This window comes from Lewinella sp. IMCC34191 (assembly GCF_003390935.1).
In the GTDB taxonomy this organism is placed as follows: Bacteria; Bacteroidota; Bacteroidia; order Chitinophagales; family Saprospiraceae; genus Neolewinella.
Map to the genome: position 1 here is coordinate 101,646 of NZ_QNQZ01000005.1, position 19,212 is coordinate 120,857.

Annotated in this window: 12 protein-coding genes; 4 read left to right on the forward strand and 8 right to left on the reverse strand. The window is 59.4% G+C overall.

Annotated elements, in window-relative coordinates; all coding sequences use genetic code 11:
• Window positions 1-108: 108 nt before the first annotated feature.
• Window positions 109-648, reverse strand: coding sequence for a hypothetical protein (locus DRW39_RS11305; RefSeq protein ID WP_116107154.1), 540 nt, complete (start codon window positions 646-648; stop codon window positions 109-111).
• Window positions 649-723: 75 nt separating this feature from the next.
• Between DRW39_RS11305 and DRW39_RS11310 the strand changes: the two genes are divergently transcribed.
• From DRW39_RS11310 to DRW39_RS11320, 3 genes are read left to right on the forward strand one after another with little or no spacing between them, the layout of a single operon-like run.
• Entirely contained in the window at window positions 724-1,083 is a 360-nt protein-coding gene (locus tag DRW39_RS11310; RefSeq protein WP_116107155.1) for a HesB/IscA family protein, read from the forward strand.
• A 3-nt stretch (window positions 1,084-1,086) separates the two neighbouring features.
• Window positions 1,087-1,869: a class I SAM-dependent methyltransferase gene (locus tag DRW39_RS11315; protein ID WP_116107156.1), complete on the forward strand. Its 783-nt coding sequence runs from the start codon at window positions 1,087-1,089 to the stop codon at window positions 1,867-1,869.
• 56 nt (window positions 1,870-1,925) lie between these two features.
• Window positions 1,926-2,429, forward strand: a complete 504-nt coding sequence (locus tag DRW39_RS11320; RefSeq protein WP_116107157.1) for a hypothetical protein — start codon at window positions 1,926-1,928, stop codon at window positions 2,427-2,429.
• Between the two features lies 1 nt (window position 2,430).
• Here DRW39_RS11320 and DRW39_RS11325 read toward each other — a convergent pair whose 3' ends face one another.
• The 5 genes from DRW39_RS11325 to DRW39_RS11345 form a co-directional block, all read right to left on the reverse strand.
• Window positions 2,431-4,383, reverse strand: coding sequence for an OmpA family protein (locus tag DRW39_RS11325; RefSeq protein WP_116107158.1), 1,953 nt, complete (start codon window positions 4,381-4,383; stop codon window positions 2,431-2,433).
• A 138-nt stretch (window positions 4,384-4,521) separates the two neighbouring features.
• Window positions 4,522-5,622 (reverse strand): ferredoxin--NADP reductase, encoded by a 1,101-nt coding sequence (locus DRW39_RS11330; RefSeq protein ID WP_116107159.1) that lies wholly within the window; start codon window positions 5,620-5,622, stop codon window positions 4,522-4,524.
• 75 nt (window positions 5,623-5,697) lie between these two features.
• Entirely contained in the window at window positions 5,698-13,077 is a 7,380-nt protein-coding gene (sprA, locus tag DRW39_RS11335; protein ID WP_116107160.1) for a cell surface protein SprA, read from the reverse strand.
• A gap of 96 nt (window positions 13,078-13,173) precedes the next feature.
• Window positions 13,174-13,767 carry a Holliday junction branch migration protein RuvA gene (gene ruvA / locus DRW39_RS11340; RefSeq protein ID WP_116107161.1) on the reverse strand — a complete coding sequence of 198 codons (594 nt, stop codon included), beginning with the start codon at window positions 13,765-13,767 and terminating at the stop codon, window positions 13,174-13,176.
• A 423-nt stretch (window positions 13,768-14,190) separates the two neighbouring features.
• A complete protein-coding gene (locus tag DRW39_RS11345; protein WP_116107162.1) occupies window positions 14,191-15,534 on the reverse strand; it encodes a TolC family protein in 1,344 nt (447 codons plus the stop codon).
• 42 nt (window positions 15,535-15,576) lie between these two features.
• Here DRW39_RS11345 and DRW39_RS11350 point away from each other — a divergent pair, with 42 nt between their 5' ends.
• Window positions 15,577-17,679 carry a ComEC/Rec2 family competence protein gene (locus DRW39_RS11350; RefSeq protein ID WP_157976063.1) on the forward strand — a complete coding sequence of 701 codons (2,103 nt, stop codon included), beginning with the start codon at window positions 15,577-15,579 and terminating at the stop codon, window positions 17,677-17,679.
• 216 nt (window positions 17,680-17,895) lie between these two features.
• On the opposite strand, the gene frr is transcribed toward DRW39_RS11350, so the two are convergent.
• Window positions 17,896-18,459 (reverse strand): ribosome recycling factor, encoded by a 564-nt coding sequence (gene frr / locus DRW39_RS11355; protein WP_116107384.1) that lies wholly within the window; start codon window positions 18,457-18,459, stop codon window positions 17,896-17,898.
• 39 nt (window positions 18,460-18,498) lie between these two features.
• Window positions 18,499-19,200, reverse strand: a complete 702-nt coding sequence (locus DRW39_RS11360; RefSeq protein ID WP_116107164.1) for a zinc metallopeptidase — start codon at window positions 19,198-19,200, stop codon at window positions 18,499-18,501.
• Window positions 19,201-19,212 lie beyond the last annotated feature (12 nt).

A 19,212-nucleotide genomic window follows, 5' to 3' on the forward strand; every position in this document is an offset into this window, starting at 1 on the left:
GCCGGCAGACCAGCTCCGCTGGGCGGACGGCAGACGACCCACACGAGCGAAGCGAGCGGCCACACCAATTCACTAATGCAGCCATTCACTAATTCACCAATTCCAACCTTACTTCGTCAACACCGAAGCCGACTCCCGCCGTATAGCCCCCTGCGCCAACGCCACCGGGTTCTCCGCTTGCTGCCCGTCGATCATCCGCAGTCGCTCGGCTACCTGACGGGCACTGTTGGCCTCCTCCGCCGCGCGGGCGATCTGCATGCTGATGTTGTCGCGCGTCTGGGTAATGATCGACCAGAGCGAATCGCTGACGTAAATCTGTTGGGTGATGTTGTACTCCATTTCCTGACGGATAGCCAGTAGCAGCTCGGCGCGATACTCCCGCACGGCGGTCTCGTTGTCCGGCGGCATACGCAGGAGGAGATTGGGTACGGAGATGCGTTCCAGCATAAGTGTAAAACGCTCGCAAGCCTGCAGTCGCAGCGCGATCGGGTCGATGGGATCCGCGGTGGCCTGGGCACTCGCGGGTGTTGTGACCTTTTTTTCCAGGGCGATCACCGCGTCCCGAAAACGGGTCAGTACGCCCCCCATGAGCCAGACCAATACGACGATCAGTACGACGGGCACCGTCCACAATAGCACGTTCAACATCTCCACGGGTATAGGTTAAGGGGCAACCATGCGGGGAATACCGTTGTTAATTGCCCAGTAAAGTAATTTTGCAGTATGAGCGCCGAAGTTAAGTCAACTACGAAAAGTAACCCCATCTCCATTACTCCGACCGCCCTGGAGCAGCTGACCCGGCTGCGGAACGAACTCGGTGTGAACGAGGAGCATCACCTGCGTATCGGCGTGCGCGGCGGAGGTTGCTCCGGCTTCGAATACCAACTTGGTTTCGATCTGCCGGAAGAGGATGACCAGCAGTTCGCCGTAGGGGAAGAAACCGTTTTGATGAAACCCGGCCACGCGCTCTACCTGTTGGGGATGGAGATCGACTGGGCCACCGGCCTGGAAAACCGCGGCTTTACCTTCAACAATCCGAACGCCACGGAAACCTGTGGCTGTGGCACCTCCTTCAGCGCTTAAGATTTGGCTTTCGGTTCCTTACTGCCTCCCGCCCCAGCCGAGCGCCGGGGCATACCCCTCTATTACGATAAGTCGGAAGATGAAACCCGCCGGGACGTCTACGAGCGCTACGACGAGCTCGTGGCCCGCCAGACCGCCCTACATTTAGCCGACGAGATCAACGACGGCTACCCCTTCCAGCCACTGGTGGATTACATGCGTACCTGGCTCCCGCACAGAGAGCAACTGGCAGTGGCCGACCTGGGATGCAGCGTAGGACGCCTCATCGGAGATGCGGCCTCCGAGCATCCTTCCTGGGATTGTTACGGCCTGGACTTCAGCTATCAGATGCTTCGGCAGGCTCGCGACTATTGGGTGCTCGGAGAAACGGTGTCCGCTAATCTGTTGCGGTTCGGCTATACCCACGATTCCTTCTCCGGAAAGCGGTTACCCAATCTTCACTTCGCGCTTGCCGATGCCGCCACCCTCCCCTTTCCCGACGGCAGCCTGGATCTCATACTGAACACCTTCCTCATCGACCGCATTCCGGACCCGCTGGCAGCTTTCCAGGAGTGGAAGCGCGTGCTCCGCCCCGGGGGCAGGTTGATCTGTGTTTCTCCCCTCAATTTTCTGAAGCGGGAGCAATGGGAGACGTACCACCCCCCCATCAAACTCATCGATCCCCTGGTGCGAGCGGGCTGGCAACTCGCCGACCTGACCGATCCGCTGTTCCTGGAGGAACCGATGGACCGACGGGGAAACGTCGTTCGCTGGCGCACCCTGGCAATGGTGGCTGACCGCGTTTGAGCAGCGGTGAACCATGCTTCCACGGCGAATGTATACCCTAGCTACAGTCAGAACTTATGTCCGATACCCCCCGCATCCGCTTTTCTCATTTCGTAGAACAGTTTCCCGAACTGGAGCTTCCCATTACCCTGGGAGAAGACACGGTCCGCCAGATTAGCAAGAACACCCCGCCGCTTCCGGGCCGGATGATCGATCAGTTTCTAGTTCCCATGGAACCGACGCAGGTCAACGACGAATTCACCGAATTCATCGCCTGTATGCGGTTACCCGATGCGGAGAAATACGTCGGACTGGTATACTGGCGGGCTGATCTGGCGCAGTATCACTACACTTTGGTTACGATCAACCCGAAGACCGAGGAAGTCATCGACCGGGTAATCCTGGCCGGCACCAGCTACGACGGAGAAGAACTCCTCCAAACCTCGGCGGCTATCACGGAGGGCTTGATGATCTACCAGGTCAGCGGTCAGGGGCTCGGCAAAAATTTTGATTACCAGGCCAGTGGCAGCACGGCCCGGCGCTTCCAGATCGCGGAGTCCGGCAAGGTGGTCGAACTCTAAGCTAGCGTACGATCTCTATCCGCTCCTCCCCCGGAGAAAGGTGATTGCCGTAGCCGATCACTTTGAAGTGATCGAATGGGACACCCAGCTCTATTAGTGCTTCGGAGATGGTCGTGGCCCGCTCCTCGCTGAGCACCTGGGCCGCCCGCGCATCCCGTTCGTTGCCCGTATGTACCCTGATCTCCAGTACCGTATCGGATCGGCCAATCTCGTCGGCTAACCGGTCAATCGCCCGATAGCCGTCTGCTGAGAGATAAGCGGAGTTGGGCAGAAAGGTAGACGTGGGGGCGGCATCGTCGGGATCCGCGTCCACGGTGGCCACCGACTTCCGGCTGTATTGGTCACCCGCCGAACTACGTTTTTCCACCGTATGCAGACGCCGATCCACTTCCACCTGCAGTTGCTGGCGCAGGGCTTCAATCTCTTCCATCTGCCGTGCGTATTCCGCATCCAGCCGGGCGATCTCCGATGCGCTGAGTGAGCCAGTGTTAGGTAAATCGTCGCGCAGGTTGCGTTCCCATTTACGGTGGGCAGTAAGCGGAGCTGGTTGTGGTGCGTACAGCCCGCTTTGGACGTTGGCCCGTAATACCGAACTGTCGACGGCGCTGGGTACCTGGCCGGCCGGCGGTGCTTCTACCTCACCCACCGTGAAGGGAAGAACGGCCGATTGGTCCCGGCGACGCATCCGTTCCCGCTGTTGTTGGCGGAACTTCTCCTTCATCCGTTCCAATTCGGAAAGGTCATCCGCGTAACGGGACCGAGTCGTATTTCCGCCCTTTTCGGTGGTGCCCGGAGGAAGGGTATCCACGATTGCAGAAGCCGGGAGGGGTTGGGGCCCGGTAAAGGCAAGCCGTTGCCGTAATTCGTTCAACTGAGCCAGTTCCCGCTGCCGTCGCGCCAGGTTACGACGCAGGTAGCCGGAGCGGTCGGAGACGGGTAGCGAATTGACGCTGGCCAGGCTACCGGGAGTCTGGCGCTGATCGATCTTGGGAACGGAACTGGTCGGAAAATCTACCTCCCCATCCCGCAGGTAGATCGCGTAACGGCCCAGGACATCCGGCTGGACCCGCAGGGAAACCCCGCTGCTCAGCGGTACGGTAGCGGTAAGATCCCCGGGGGCGGGTGGCGTTCCTAGGCTGGCGAAATGGAGCTTGGCCGGGGCGATCAAATCCGCCTCACTGGCATACAGTTCGGCGATCCGCTCATCCCGGCCCACCTCATCCGTCATGCCCATCGCCGCGGAAGGACCGACGGCAACCTGTAGGAAGCGGGATGCAATGTCTGTTTTGGTAGCCGCTTCCCCCCGATCGGCCTGTTGCCACCACTTACCGGATCGGCGAAATAGGAGGGTACGCCCGTCACTGGCAAATTGTGGACTTCCTTCGTCTGACTCGTTATTCACCTTCTCCAGAGGCTCGGCCGGTGACCATGTGCCATCGATAGCCGCGCGGCGAACGTACAGATCCTGGTCCGTGCCCCCCCGGGCCGGGGCGGTATAGACGAGGGTCAGGCTGTTAGCATTGAAGGTAAGGTTGTCCAGATCGCGAACGTCCGCCGGTAGTTCCCACCCGTCCACGATGCGCCAATTGCGCCCGCTTCGCTCGAGCAAATCGACGGTTGCCGCGGCACCGCCACGGAGCACGGCCAGACGATTCCCGTCAACACTCACGTGCAGCAGCCGGTCGGGGCCGAAAGAGTTGATTGGCGAACCCGGATTAATGGCCGGATTCCACTTCCCCTGCTTATCGCGGCAGCGCATCCAGATATCGGGCTGGTCGTCAGGCCCCTGATTCCAGCGGTACTCGGGCCGGGTGAAGTAAAGGACGTCCCCGGCGGCTGTGATCACCGGATCGCGCTCCCGGATGGGGTCAGCGGCACGATCCTGGCCCGCCAGCGTCAAACAGCCTAGCAGGAGCACGGTCAGGCCGAGACATGATTTCAGGTAGTCAGACATACAAAAACGGGGAGATCGCTAATATACAACCCTCCCTCTAACAATGACGTAGGAACATCGATTGTTACCGGGATTTACAGAAAATCGTTGCGATCCGCATGCTTTTCCGAAAAAGCTCTTTACCTGCGCTCCGCCGCCCTATACGTTGTAGTCTACTTCCACCTCCGGTGTCGTGGGGTGAGCCTGGCAGGTGAGTACGTAGCCCTCTTCCACCTCGGAATCGTCGAGGGCATAGCATACGTCCATCTTGACGCCGCCCTTCTCGACGCGCGCCATACAGGTGGAACAGGCACCGGCGAGACAGCTATAGGGTGGCGTGTGGCCTCCCTCGAGCATACCGTCCAGGATGGTCTGCCCCGGCTTGAGCGTGATGGTCAGCTCATCGCGACCGAGCTTGACGTTAACCGTCCCTCCCCGGCTGTCCTCCGCGTTACGCTTGGCGTCCGAGGCCGATACGAAGCGCTCAACGTGAATGAGTTTATCGTCCACGCCGTGCCCCAGCAGAGCGGCCTCGACGTTGTCGATCATCTGTCCCGGACCGCAGACATAGTACCGACACTCCACGTTACCTGCCGGGTAGCGACGCAGAAAATCCGTCAATGCTTTGCGGTCGATACGTCCGCGTTTTCCTTCCCAGCGGATCGTACTGCGGCGGAAAAGTCCCTTGAGCCCCCCCGTCTGGTATTTCTTGGGCTGGGAGAGCGTATGCTCCACGGTCAGCTGGCCGGCGTACCGGCGCTCCAGTTCGTCGAGTTGGTTCTTGAAGATGATGTTATCCTCGTCGCGGTTACCGTACAGCAGAATCACTTCCGATTTAGGCTCGGTTTCGAGCACCGACCGCAAAATCGACATCAGGGGCGTGATACCGCTGCCGGCTCCGAAGAGGTAATAACGGCGGCGGAGCGCAGGATCGGTGTCCGCCAAAAAGCGGCCCATTGGTGGCATAACCTCGACCGTATCCCCTTCCTTCAACTCCCCGGCGATGTAATTGCTGACTTTACCGCCCTCGACCCTTTTGACGGTGACGGCCAACTCGTCTTCGTGGGGAGCGGAGCACATGCTGTAGGCACGACGCTCTTCCTTACCATCGATCGTGAAACGTAAGGTAAGGTACTGGCCGGCCCGGTAGTGGAAAGCCGTCTGATCGGCTTCCGGCACACTGAAGTAGACGCTTACCGCCTGATCGGTTTCCGGCTCCATCCGGCTGACGCGCAGTGGGTAAAATTGGGGTTGACTCATAAATAGGCTATCGGGTACTTGGAATGCGGCGCAAATATCGCTCCTTCCGTACTAGGGTACTGTCAAACGGCCTATCTAGTTCAATTGGAAGCGGACAACTATGCCACCGCTCGCCGTCGTCTGCGGGAAACCGAGCGAATTGAAGGGCACCGTTTTGCGGTAATCGAAGAAGGCCCGCAAGCTCAGTCGCTGATTCAACTGATACTCCACCGATGGGGCCAGCGTGAAGATTCGGGCCCCCTCGACGGGTTCGCGGGTCGGCAATTCCAGGCGGCGGGCGTACGATTTCTCATCGCGCAGGCTGAAGTTGAACTGGATATCCAGGTCGCTGACGTTCAGGCGTCCCCCGCTTCGGCTGCCGCCGCGGTTGAGCAGCCCGCCGGTACCGGTGGTGGGGGCATCGTCGCGTCCGCGATTCCGGCCCTGGAGGAAACCGATCTGTACGTCCGACAGCACGATACCGAAGCCGCCGATCACCTGCTTGCCTACGCTTTCGCTAAGGAGCTTACTGACGATGTTGATGCTGCGGGTCTCCGTACTCGTGTATGCGAAGTTGGCCGACAAACCGTTGACCAGTTCCGCGTCAATGCTAATCAGTGGAGCGAAGGATTTCGCCTCCGAGATATTCGGGATTTCGATCCGTGGATAGAAATTCAGGCTGATCGTGTCGTAGCCTTCGAAACTAGGCGTCAGCTGTTGCTCGAGTGCATCGAGGTAGTCGAGGCTCGTACCGTAGCTCGAGATGGTAAAGGTGGACTGGAAGCCATGGCTGATGTTGACCCGCCGGAGCACACTTTCCAGACCGCCGATCCGGCTTAGTCCGTTCCACGTCAGGCGCCAGTTGGGTGAACCCTGCAGATCGAAGGGATCGAGGCTAACGGTGTTGGGATCCTCGTCACGGTAGGCGGCGAGGAAAGCCGGGATCAGGACCTCCTGCTGGTTTGGGCCGTAGCCGTAGCGGAAACCCCGGGCCGCCAGATCGGGATCTTCGTGGGGCCGGGTGCCGCCGCGCCGCTGACTGATGACCAGGCGGTTGGCGCGGAAGGTGGCGAAGAGGTTATCCAGATTGACCGTATCCTGGTTAAAGAGGCTTAGCGCCCCGCCGTTGCTGAAGGTGAGGGATCCGTCCCGTACGGGAACCGCGTGCTCGAAGGTGTTGGGGAAGTCTTCGTCCAGCACCTTGAACGTTTCCGTGTAGTTCTCGCTGAAACTGCGGTCCATCGTCAGTTCGAGCCGGAAATCGGTGAAGGGCTCGATGACCGCGTTGCCTTCCCACTGCTTGGTGTAGTTCTGGATCACGTCACGACTCAGCATCAGGCTGTTGCTGATGTTACCTTCCTCCGCCATATTATTCAGGTAGTCCTCCCCGGTACGATACTGGCTGGGATCGAGGGTCCGGATCGTCGGTTGCAATCCGGCCACGAAGCCCCAGCCCGGGCTTTCGAAGCCATTACTGAGGCCGAAGAAACGGGGCTCCGGTATGAAGCCCGGGATGATGGTCGTAAAGTCCTCGCTAAAGTTGAAGCGGGCGCGGCGCACGGCCAGTAACGGCCGGATGAGGGCTTTGGTGAGTCCACTGGCTTCCGGTGCGGCTTCTTCGCGGTTATTCCCCGGCCGGCGGGTGGGCCGGCGTCGGGTGGCCTGATTGATCCCCCGCAGAAAAGGGATCTGATCGTAGAACCGCTCGAAGTTGAGGTCGGCGGTAATCTGACGTTGCTGACTGTTCTGGATCAGGTTACCCAGCCCCTTATCCTGAATCTGCAGGGGGGATGCGGCCCAGGAGTAATTGCCCAGGTACTGCGTTCGGATATCCAGGAAGTCGAGGAAGGGCAGGTAGCGCAACGGCAGTTGGTAGCTGGCGTTGATGGTGTGCGAATAGGCTTTGGGGCGGCCACCCTCGAGCAGGTTGTTCCGTATCTCATCCCAACGGACACCATCCGGGTCGGAAACCGAAAGCAGTTCGGTTTCGTCCGGCTCGTCGATGGTCGTATTCATCGTGGCGTTAAAGCCAAGGCGCAGACTCCGGGTCAGGTTCCACTGAACATTGTAGTTCCGGTTCCAGGTGAATCGCTTATTGTAGAAAGTGTTGAACCGTTCTTCTACCCCGGCGAATCGGTAGCTGGTGGTGGAGAAGCGACGGTTCAGCACGTTGGTGATGCTGATCGAGTTCGGCAGCGGGTTGAGGTTAAACTCGCTTAGCAGACGCAGGTACTTGCTCTGAATGCCCCGGAAAGGTTCGATGACCCCGCCCTGTCCGCGACTGTAGGTATAATCCACCGCCGCGGTGTGGTCCTTCGTTGTTTCGTTGAGGATGTAGGGGTCGCTGTGCTCGTTCTTGGTGTAGCCGTAGCTGACTGACACGTTGGCCGGGTCGAGCGGATTCGGGTTTTCCCCGCGGAAGACGGGAGCGATGCCGATGTTATTCAGGTTCACCGCCGTGATCTTATCGATCTCCTGGGCCTGCTCGCGAATACTGTCGCGCGCCGCGCCGGACTCGGCGGCATCGATCTTGTCGGCCAGTTTGATGTCGTAATCGTAGGGATCGTACTCCGGCGTGCTTACCTGCCGACTGTGTTGGAGGTAAACCGGGAGCCGCACGCCCCACTGCGTGGGCAGGAAGCGGTCCATGCTCAGGGTAGTGGCTACGTCGAAGCCCGCGGTGCTGAAGCGATTCCGCTCGACGACGCTGTTGTCCAGCGCGCCGAATCCGACACTGCTGTAGTTGGCGGCTGCGGTGAAGCTACCCAAGTCGGCCAGCTGTACGTCGGCCCGCGCGATGGCGGCTACCCCACCCCGTTCGTCGAGCCCCTCGAGGCGTAGTTCGTTCACCCAGATCTCGGCATTTACACCGTCGTTATCCAGGTCCGCTTCGTTGCGGACACCGATCATAAAGACCTTTACGAAGCCGAGGTTGGGATTACCCCGGATGCGGATGGTATGCTCGACGCCCTCCGCCGGTGAGAACGTTTGCTCGTAATTAGCGTCAATGGGTACCGAGCTGTTGTTGCGGTCCAATTTGAGCTGGGTAAGTAACTCGAGGGGGAGGTTGACGTCGTTTTGCTGCAGCCATACGGAATCGGCGTAGGCCGTCCGGTTGGTATTTACGTTGGGTAGCCCCAGGGTGTCGGACAGGGCGAGGGGGACTTCGTACTCGTAATAGTTCTGTTCAAAGTCGGAGCCCATGCGCAGGAACAGGCGAAGCTGGCCGTCGCGGGGTGGATCCTGCCGGCTCGGTCCGGTAGCTTCCGCGTGGACGAACATCTTCAGGTCATCGTACAGCCGCAGGTCCGTTTCGGTGTACTTAAAGACGGCACGGCTGTCACTGGGCTGCAGGTTCTCTACCTTAAGTGCCAGCGACTGCTCGTTCTGGAGGGTGGTCACCAGCCCGAGGCTTTGCTCGCGGCGGATGCCGTTGGGCAGCACGTAATTGAAGGGTAGGCGGCGGCTGTTCTCTTCGATGTTGACGGCATCGATGAAGAACTCGGTGTTGTCTTCCCCGCCGATGATCGGGCCGGTCTCGAAGGGCCGGTTGTACCGCCGCCAGCTGTTGCGAACCAGTTCGAATTCCGCGAAACGGAGTACGGTCGGCGCCTCAAAGCCCCGCATGAACATGCGCATGAAGCGGATCGAGCGGAAATCCTGGATACCCCCGACCGCTATCTTCTGGTCGGTATTCAGGGGTACGCGGAAGCGGTACCAGATCCGTCCGTTGGTGGCCTCGATCCGGTCCGTCACGAAGGGCGTGGCTTCCACGTCGATCTCCCGCGGATTGGTAGCGGACTGTACGAAGGGGATCTCGTACTGGAAGTAGCTTTCCGATTCGTTGAGGGTATTATCCTGGTTCAGGTCCTCGTCGTCGGGGAGGTTGGTGGCCGACTGCCGTAGGTCATTGCTGGTGTTATCGTTGGCCGCGGAGTTGCCCTGGGTATTGTTCCAGCCTTTGTAGCGGGTGAGCAGGTTTGCGTCCTCTCCGTAACGTTCCTGGTCGTTGAAGTAGTAGAAGTTATCGTTGCTTACATCCTGAGCGAGGAGGTCCCGCACCACGCTGGGCGCACCCTGGAAGGCGGAGTAGTAGTCGGCGAACTGCTGCAGCTCCCCTTCGTCATTCAGACCGTCGAGACCGACATCCTGGGCGGCGCGACTGGAGGGCTCGTTATCGAAGCCCTGGGTGATCTGCTGGGCTACCGGTACGCGTCCCCACACCGTTTCGTCGACCGGGCGTTGCGGATTTAACTGGGTGGGCAAGCCGTTCTCGAAGAACTTCCGGCTGTCGCGCAAGATATCCTCGCTTACGTTACCGAGGTTGAGGTAAAGCGTTCCGGCCTTGCGGTCGGCATCCGGTGCGGCTTGCTGGGCGTTTTGAGGATCGAGGAAGGGCGACAGCATCCAGAACTCCACGAACTCGATATTGGAAGACTGGAAGTCCGTAGTGGTCATGGCCCGCATGATTCCCCCCCAGCGGGATTCGGGATCCAGCAGTTTGACCGGCTCGTAGGGATCGCTGGCGTCACCGTAGGCACCGGCGGTCAGGCCGGGGTAGCCTTCGGGGGTATCGAAGTTGTACGGTCCGCGGGCGATCGGATCAAAGGAAAGATCGAAGGTGTAGAACTGGTAGATGTTCCGCCGACCGGCTCCCGCATCAAAGAAGGGGAAAACCTCCTGCTGCGGTACGATACTGGTATATACGTTGCCCGCTTCCGAACCGCCCCGGGCACTTTGGTCGATGCGGTACCAGTTCAGTTTGGCGCGGTTGGCACCCGTTACCAGGCCGGTTTGCTGCGCTTCCGGGAAGAGTGGGTTGTTGTTCTGGGCGTCGTTCTGCGGCGTGGAAGCCAGATACCACCGTTGCACGGGTGTCATCAGGTCGATGGGCGAAGCGGTTCCTTCGAAGTCGTCGAGGTAAACGATCCCTCCCCGCTCCTGTCGGCTCAGGTTGATGGCCTTGCTGTGCCCGGGATCGAGGATAGCCGTTTCCGCGGTCAGACTAATGTTTGAAGGTGCTTTCGTGCTGAAGAAGGGCAGGCGGTCCAGCGTCCGTGTCAGCCAGCCGGAGGGCCGGTTGAAGGTGGCGTCGAAGCCATAGATCCGGTTGTTGATCGGGTCTTCACCGATGTTGACCTTCTGGGTGAAGGGCCGCTCGAACAGTTGCAGGAAGGTGGCACCCACGGCAAGGTTGTCATTGACCTCGTAATCAGCCCGCAGGCCGAGCATGGTTTTCGTCTGGAGGCTGAAGATGGTATTGTCTTCGAAGTTGACGTCGATGGGCACGCCGGAGCTGAGAATGGCATCGTTCAGGATACGCACCCGCCCGGTGCTGTAATCAACCGTATAGTCGCGCCCTTCCACCAGCAGGGCCCCGCCCGCGGTAACCCGCACGGAGCCGGGGGGGATATTGAAGGCACCGAGGCTGATCTCGCTCTCTACGCTGGACTTATAGGAACCGCGGATGGCGAAGCGATTCTTCTCCGGAAATTCCCGTGCCTGGAAAAGCGTAGAATCGTAGAGCTCCTGGTAAGTAAATCGGGCTTCGACGTCATCCGGCAAACGATCGGCCAGATCGCTACCGAAGGGTTCCAGGACGGGGAAATAGACCCGGCCCGTCGCCGGGTTGATCGTAATACCGGGCACGAAATCGAATATACCGTCCGGCTGGGGATCCCCCTGGGTATTCAGGCGGTCGAGGTTGAAGGCCCGAATGAGCGGGACGCCGGGGATGGGGTTGAAGGTACCTCCGGGCAGGTCGACGTCTACCGGCAGAAAGCGCTGGAAGCCCTGTCCGGGGTTTTCGTACTGCACGTCCAGTTGGAAGTCCTCCTGGTTTACCTGGTAGGCGCCGAGGGAGTACACGTTCTTCATCATCAGGTCCCAGGCCGGTTCGCTTACCCGCTGGGTAGACGATTTGAGCATTTTGGTGATGAGCACCTGATTGGAGTAATTACTCGTATCCGAGCTGGTGTTATCGGTATTCACCGAGAGTTCACCGACCTTATAGATGCTGCCGTTGTACTTGTACCGGTAGGAGACGGCGACCACCTGGTCGGGCTGCACGTTGATATTCAGTGATATGAAGCCCAGCTCCGGGTGTACGGTATACTCCCGTGGACTCAGCTTGCGCGCCGACACTTTTTCGAAGTCGCGGATCTGTTCCAGTCCGAACTGCGCGGATTGCAGCACGGAGACCGTCCGGTCGATATCCCGCAGGTTTTCCTCCTGAGCGATCAGGCGGGCGTAGAGGTCGTTAGCGCCGTTCTCGGGGAGCGGCAGACCACCCTGGATCTCCTGGTACCGCGGCGTGGGGAAGCGCTCTACGGCGTCGGGGTTGGTCAAGCGGGTCGGCTCGCCGAGGTCGGCAAAGGCTACGATATCGCGGACGTCCAGGACTTCGTTTCGGTCGTTGGTGATCCAGACTTCAATGTTCTCGAGGTGAAATAGCGTATTGATCTGCGGCAACTCCTCCAGAGCGCGTTCGTAGACCTCGCGGTTATAGTGGCTGAGGAAGAAGTGCCGGTTTTCGTCGTACTGATCGGCGTACACTTCGAAGGTAGACAACTGACTGCCCCCCTCGATGGTAAGCTTCTCGCGCTGCGACCGCTGCTGGCTGGCGATGGCCGTCAGTCGCAGGTGACCGAACTTCAGTTCCGTTTTCAGGCCGAAGAGCGATTGCGCGCCTTCGATCAGCGTTCCCCGCAGGGGCAGGCTAACGTCACCGGCCTCGATGTTGCGTATGATATCGTCTTCTCCGAAGGCTTCGCTGTTGTAGTCTAATTTGATCTGGTTATCGAAATTGAAGTTGGCACCGGTGTTGTAGTTGGTATTCAGCTTCAGCTTATCCCCGATCTGCCCCGTCACGTTCATCTGGATGTCCATGTCGAAGTCGAAGATGGTATTCCGGCGGAAGCGCTCGACGATGAAGGGGTTCTCCTGGTACTGGTAGTTGAGTCCGAAGCTGAGGTCTACGCTACCCTGGGGCTGAATGCTGATCTCCATTCCCCCGAAGAGGTTGTTGATGAGATCCGGATCGATCTCGATGTCGGCCAGCGGGTCACCGATGCTGACGGCTTCGTCCGGATTGCCGACACCGGCCAGGTTATTGAAGTACCGGCGCTGGTCTTCCCGTTGCCGGTATTCCAGGTATTCGTCGAAGGTGAGGTAGGTGGGAGGCCGGAAGTTGATTTCCCCGATGCGCTCGCGCACAATGTAGCGGCCGGTAGCCGGATCGTACTCCACGGTCTTCTCCACCGACGCGGGATCCTGCAAATCGATGATGTTCGGGTTGGGATCGGTGATGAAGTCGCGCTGCCGGTCGCGGATGGGGGGCAGGGTATCGGTGGCCGGCGAAATGTTAAATTCCGGGTGTACCCCGCTAAGGATGGCGTCCGTCGACGTTTTGAACGGGACATAGGTAAAGCTCAGCGAAACCAGGGCAACACAGAATGAAAGTATAATCTTATTCATACAGTAGAAGTCCTTCCTATATCCCGATTCTAGTGAGGGTGGCGAGCTAAAAACACTGCCCCGCGATCCCGGCGGGCAATTGCAAGTTGGCATAAATCAGGAAGAAAGCTCACGTAAAGCAAGCTTGATGAGTTCTTCCGGTGTGGAGGTTTGCGGATGGGCAGCCAGCACCCGGTTCAGCGCTCGCTGAACCGAAGGCCGGGCAAAGCCCAGGTTAACCAGGGCTGATAACGCCTCACTCCGAAGCGTATTGCTTTGGGGAGAAAGCATTGTCGGGGAATCACCACTTTCCTTCACCATTTTGTCCTTCAGGTCCAGAATGATCCGTTGCGCCGTTTTGGGCCCTATACCCTTTACCCGCCGGATTGTCCCCACATCTTCACCGATCACTGCCGCCCGCAGCTCATCCGGGTTCATGCTGGACAGCACCACCAACGCCGTCGCCGGACCGACGCCATTCACCGAAATCAGCAACCGAAAAAGGTTGCGCTCCTGCTCCTCGTAGAAGCCGAACAGGGTCTGCTGGTCTTCCTTCACGTGAAAGTGCGTCAGCAGCGTAACCTGCTCCGCCCCCTCTATCTTCGTGTACGTATACAAGCTCACGTTAATGTGGTAGCCGATCCCACCGGCTTCCACGATTACGAAGGAGGGGTTCTTGTGGGCCAGGGTGCCTTTTACGTATGCTATCATGGGTAGTAGGTAGTACGGTAGTCTTTAGTCGCTCGCTTCGATCGCGGAGTAGTACGGTAGCAGCTCGCTTTGCTCGCTGTTGGTATGTTTAGTCGCTCCCTTCGGTCGCGGTTAGTGCAGTAGTCTTGGTCGCTCGCTTTGCTCGCGATGGGCGCGCGAAGGTCGTAAAATGCTGACAACCTGCCTATCCTACGGCCTCCCTATTCTTCCTTACCCCGGTATCCGCGCTGCTCCCGACGAAATCATTAGACCCAGAAAGCCAATATCCCACCGCTTTAAAGCGACCAGTGGAAGCCACTACCCCGGATACCGAAATCAGCCGACTAATTACTACCCACTGCCGTACTAAGCGACCAAAGGGAGCTATTACCCCGGATGCCGAAGGCAGCCGACTACCGTACTAACAACCGGCGAAGCCGGTTACTACCGCACGATCTGCCCCGTAACCCGCAGCAATTCGGTTTCCGTATTCTTCAAATCCAGCAGGGCGTTCAGGAGCTGGTTCTCGGCGTTGATATACGCCACCTGCACCAGGCGATAATCGAAGCTATTGATGGTACCGCCGCGGAAGCGCTCTTCGGCGATCTGGAGGTTGCGCTCGGCGTTGGCGATGAGGTCCTCGGTGATGTCGATGATCTCGGCCTGGCTCTCGTAGAGGGTGAGGGTATTGAGCAGGGCGGCGCGGAGTTCCTGGCGGGCGGCCTGGTAGTCGAGCTGGGCGGTGATCTCCTGGAGCTGGCTGGACTGCGCACGTACGCGCCGGTTTCTTCCGTCAAACAGCAGGTAGCTCGCGGTCACCCCAACGTTGCCGATGAGCGCGCGGTTGGCGATACCGGGCAGTTCCTGTTCCCGGCCGGGCTGGTCGCCGCCGAACTCGAAGGTTTGCGTGCCCACGGAAACACCGATATCGTAACTGGTCGAGGCGCTGATGCCGATCCGGGGTCGCATTTCGGTTTCGATCAGGCGGGTCTGAAGGGCCGCCAGGTCCCGGTTAACGAGCAGGTTCTGCAGGTTGCGGTTGGTGGTCAGTAGTTGATTTTCGAGTTGTACGGCGTCGTAGTCGGCCGGGTCATACTCCAGATCATCGACCAGCTCGACCTCCTGATTCAGGTTGTCGCTGCCCATCACCTGCAGAAGGTTGCGGACGGCGTTGCGGTAATTGACCCGCTGGACGACCAGCGCGCTGCTGTCGGTCAAGTATGCATCACGGGCCTGCAGCTCGTCGAAGGTGCCGCCCTGCCCGAATTCCCGACGTACCTGTTGATACTCGATCTGGTCACGGCTCAAGGCCAGCACCCGTTGCCGGACGTCGATCTGTTCACGCTGCACGACGGCGTTGTAGTAGGCGTTAATGATATCCTGGACGGTATTTTCTACCTGCAGTTGCAGCTGCCCGGTGCTCAGATCGGCGAGCGTTTCCAGTCGCTTTTTGTTGATCTCTACCCGACCGCCGTTAAAGAGCAACCAGTCCAGGCTCACTACCGGGGCGATGTTGTAGCCGGTGGTGCGGCTCTGTACCACCACGCTGGCCGGATTGCTCTGATCGCGGTAGGTGACCCCGGGGCTTAGTCCAACGGTGATGGTCGGGTACTTTTGGGTCAGCGCGTAGTCGTTGTTGTTCTGTGCTACTTCCAGCTCGTTGGCGGCGATGCGGATCTGGTAATTGTTTTCCAGCCCCCGCTGGATGGCTTCGCTGAGGGTCAATGTGGTTTGCGCCGTAGCGCAGGAACTCCACAAAATCCCGATGAGCAATAGGTTGTAATTCATGCCGGGCTGGTTAATGGTGCGCAAAATACTATCTTTCCTTCGGTGAGCCCTCGACCCGCATCATCCCGAAAGACTATCCCCTGGTCTGCCGCTCCGCTGCTGCTTCCGGTAATCTGTTTTTCCGGGGGCATCGCCATGGCAGCGTACCTGGATTATTCCTGCGGGTTCGCTATGCTAATCGCGGTTGCCGCAGCATGCCTTCCGTCAATAGCCTTATACCTGCGCCCGTCGCCAAACCCTGCCCTCCCGCGTTTCGCGTCCGTTTCGCTGTTGCTGGCGCTGGGCTTGTTCGGCGCCTGGTACGCTTCCGAACGGCATCCACTGCGGGACAACCGCCACTTTAGCCATCTGGTTGCAGAGGGATCCGTGATTACCGGTGAGGTCGTCTCGATCCGGCACAACCGCACCCGAACGGCCGCGACCCTGGCGGTTGACGGCGTGATGGCCGACACCCTGCTTTATAGCACCTCCGGCAACTTGCTGGCCTTTCTGACGGATGGAGACAGCCTTCAGGTAGGCGACCGTACCGTGATTGCTTCTCGCGTGACCTCCGTTCCGCCACCGCTCAACCCCGGTGTTTTTGACTATGCGGCCTATCTGGCGGGGAAGAATGTTTACCACCAGACCTACGCGGATGCCGAGGAGTGGGAGTCCATTGCGACGACCCCCGGCTGGTCGGCGCGAATGATCGGGGAACACTCCCGGCGAGGCTGGTTTGCCAGTTTGACGCCATTCCTACGTGACGATAATCTGGCCGTAGCCGCCGCCCTCATCATGGGAAAGCGTGACTTGCTCGACCCGGAGGTCCGCTCCGCCTACGCCGATACGGGGGCTATACACGTGCTGGCCGTTTCGGGTCTGCACGTGGGCATTCTGGCGCTGCTCGTCATGCAACTGCTGGGCCTGTTCCTTCCTGCCCGCCCCCGGTGGTTCCTCGTGCGGAGTGCCGTGACCATCGGGGTGGTCTGGTACTTTGCCCTGATCACCGGCCTGAGTGCGTCCGTGCAGCGCGCGGCGCTTATGGTATCCGTCGTGCTGATCGGCAAATCGATCAACCGCCGGAACAGCATCTTCAACCTGCTGGCCATCTCCGCCCTGCTGATGCTCGTCATCGAGCCGAAGCAGCTTTTCCAGGTCGGATTCCAACTGTCTTTTGCCGCCGTGGCGGGGATCGCGCTTTTCGCCCGACGCATCCAGCGACTGGTTCAACTGCCGGGCAAGCTGCACTACCTCTGGGATGCCATCAGTGTTTCTACCGCAGCCCAATTGGGCACCTTGCCCCTTTCCCTATACTACTTCGGACAATTTCCCGTCTATTTCATGCTAAGCGGGACGCTGGTGATCGTCTTCGCCTATCTCGTACTGGGCCTGGGATTGACACACGGCTTTCTCGCACTGATCGGCGTTCCGGCAGCTTGGCTCGTACCGACGGGTACCGCGCTGAATTGGGTGGTGGAGCTGCAGAACGCCTTCATTTATTTTTGTCGGCAGTTGCCGGGGGCGACCCTCAAACTCGCCTCCTTCGGTCTGCTATCCGCCGTAGGCATGCTCGCCCTGATTGCCGCTCTAGCCTACCTGGCGTACCGACCAAGCCACCGGGGCAGGTGGGTAGCGATGGGCATTGCCGTTAGCCTGGCGGGGTATTGGCTGCTGTCTCCCGTACTGCTTCCGCCCCCCGGTCAGTTCACGGTCTTTCACCTGCCCCGCTTGTCGCTGATCGACGTGTACGATGGCGCTTCGGGAGCCGCGCTGGGCGACACCGTCCCGCTCCGGATACTGGACTACCAGGTGCAACCCGCCAGACGGCCGCTGAAGGCCGACTTCGGAGTACCCTTTCCCTTCGAGCGGGACACTTCCTTACCCGCGGCGGCCGTCGCCTACCCATTGCTGCGCCTGCTCGACCGGCGCGTGCTGGTACTGGACGGTCAGCTCCGGTATCCCGAAACGGATAGTCTATATCCCGACCCCGATCTAATATTGGTACGCAGAGGATTCCGCCCCGCGGCCATCCCGCCACAGCTGGCGAACCACCCCATTGTAGTGGACGGTAGCAACCCACCTTACCTCACGGATGATTGGCGTGAAGCCTTTCCTCAGGCCCACATTACGGCGGAGGATGGGGCGTACCGGTATGTAATGGAGTAGCCCCCCTGGTCCGCCGAGCGAAGCTCGTCTGCCCAGGGGGGCTTGCACTTATTCCAGGAGTAGTCTTCGTAGCCGACCCGTGGGCGGACGAACTCCGCTACGCTAGATCACTAAAGCTAGCCATGCCATCCTACCGCTGCACGAACAGCGATCAGCAGGTTCAAATCCGACCTGTGGGCGGACCAACTCCGCTACGCTGCGTTCGGCAGACCACTATTAGATGGTCATCACTTCTTTCTCCTTATTCTCAACGATCGACTCAACCTGCTTGGAGTAGTTGTCGGTCCACTGCTGGACCTGCTCTTCCTTGCGCTTGCCGGCATCTTCGGGGTAGCCGTTCTTCACTTCCTTCTTGATGTGCTCCATGGCATCGCGACGGGCATTCCGGATGGAAATCTTCGCTTCCTCTCCCTCCGACTTCACCACCTTAGCCAGCTGGCGGCGGCGTTCCTCGGTGAGGGGCGGAATATTGAGGCGGATCAGGTCGCCATCGTTCTGGGGGGTAATGCCCAGGTTGGCTTCGAAGATCGCCTTTTCGATCGATTGCAGGTTCGACTTATCGAAGGGCTGGACGGTGATGGTCCGGCTATCCGCGGTACTGACGTTCGCGGTCTGGTTGATGGGGGTGGGGACTCCGTAATAGGAAACCATGATCCCGTGCAGCATGGCCGGGCTGGCCTTCCCGGTACGCACTTTGACAAGTTCGCGCTCCAGGTGCTCGATGGCCTCTTCCATGAGCATTTTGGATTCTTCTAACTGGTCGCTGAGTAAGTCGTCCATGATGGTTTTCGTTTTTTGCAAATGTAGTGATGGCAAAGGTTAATCCCGCCGGCCCATATACCGCAGGATCAGCCAAAATAGGATAGCCAGGGCCGAAAGGGCAGCCACAACATAAGTCATTGCGGCCCACCAGAGGGCATCCTTGGCACCGTCGTGTAGCTGACCGGTAGCGGTACCGCTCTCCTCCAACCAGTTCAGCGCCCGGCGACTGGCATCGAATTCAACGGGCAGGGTAGCTAGACTGAATAAGGTAGTCACGCCGAAGACGCCAATCGTAATCAGCAACAGCGTATCCCCGAATCCGCCGGCGATTCCCGCAACGGCCAGCATCAGCAGGATGCTCTGAAAACGGGAAGCTACCTGGACCACGGGCACCATTTTGCTCCGGAACTGCAGCCAGGCGTACCCCTTGGCGTGTTGTACGGCGTGACCGCACTCGTGGCTGGCCACCGCTGCGGCGGCTACGCTCCGGCCCTGGTAAACGTCCGGACTGAGGCTTACGGTCTTATTGCCGGGATTATAGTGGTCGGTCAGCATGCCCTGCCCCGGCACGATCTGGACGTCGCGGATGCCATAATGGGCAAGCATGCGTTCGGCCACCTCCTTCCCGCTCAGGCCGTTCGTCATGGGCACCTTGCTGTAATGCTTAAACTTACTCTTGAGTCGATTACTTACCAAGGCGCCGATGCCGGCAAAGACCAGGGTGATAATAAGGTAGACGCCGTATCCGCCGGTAAACATGTCCTATCGGGT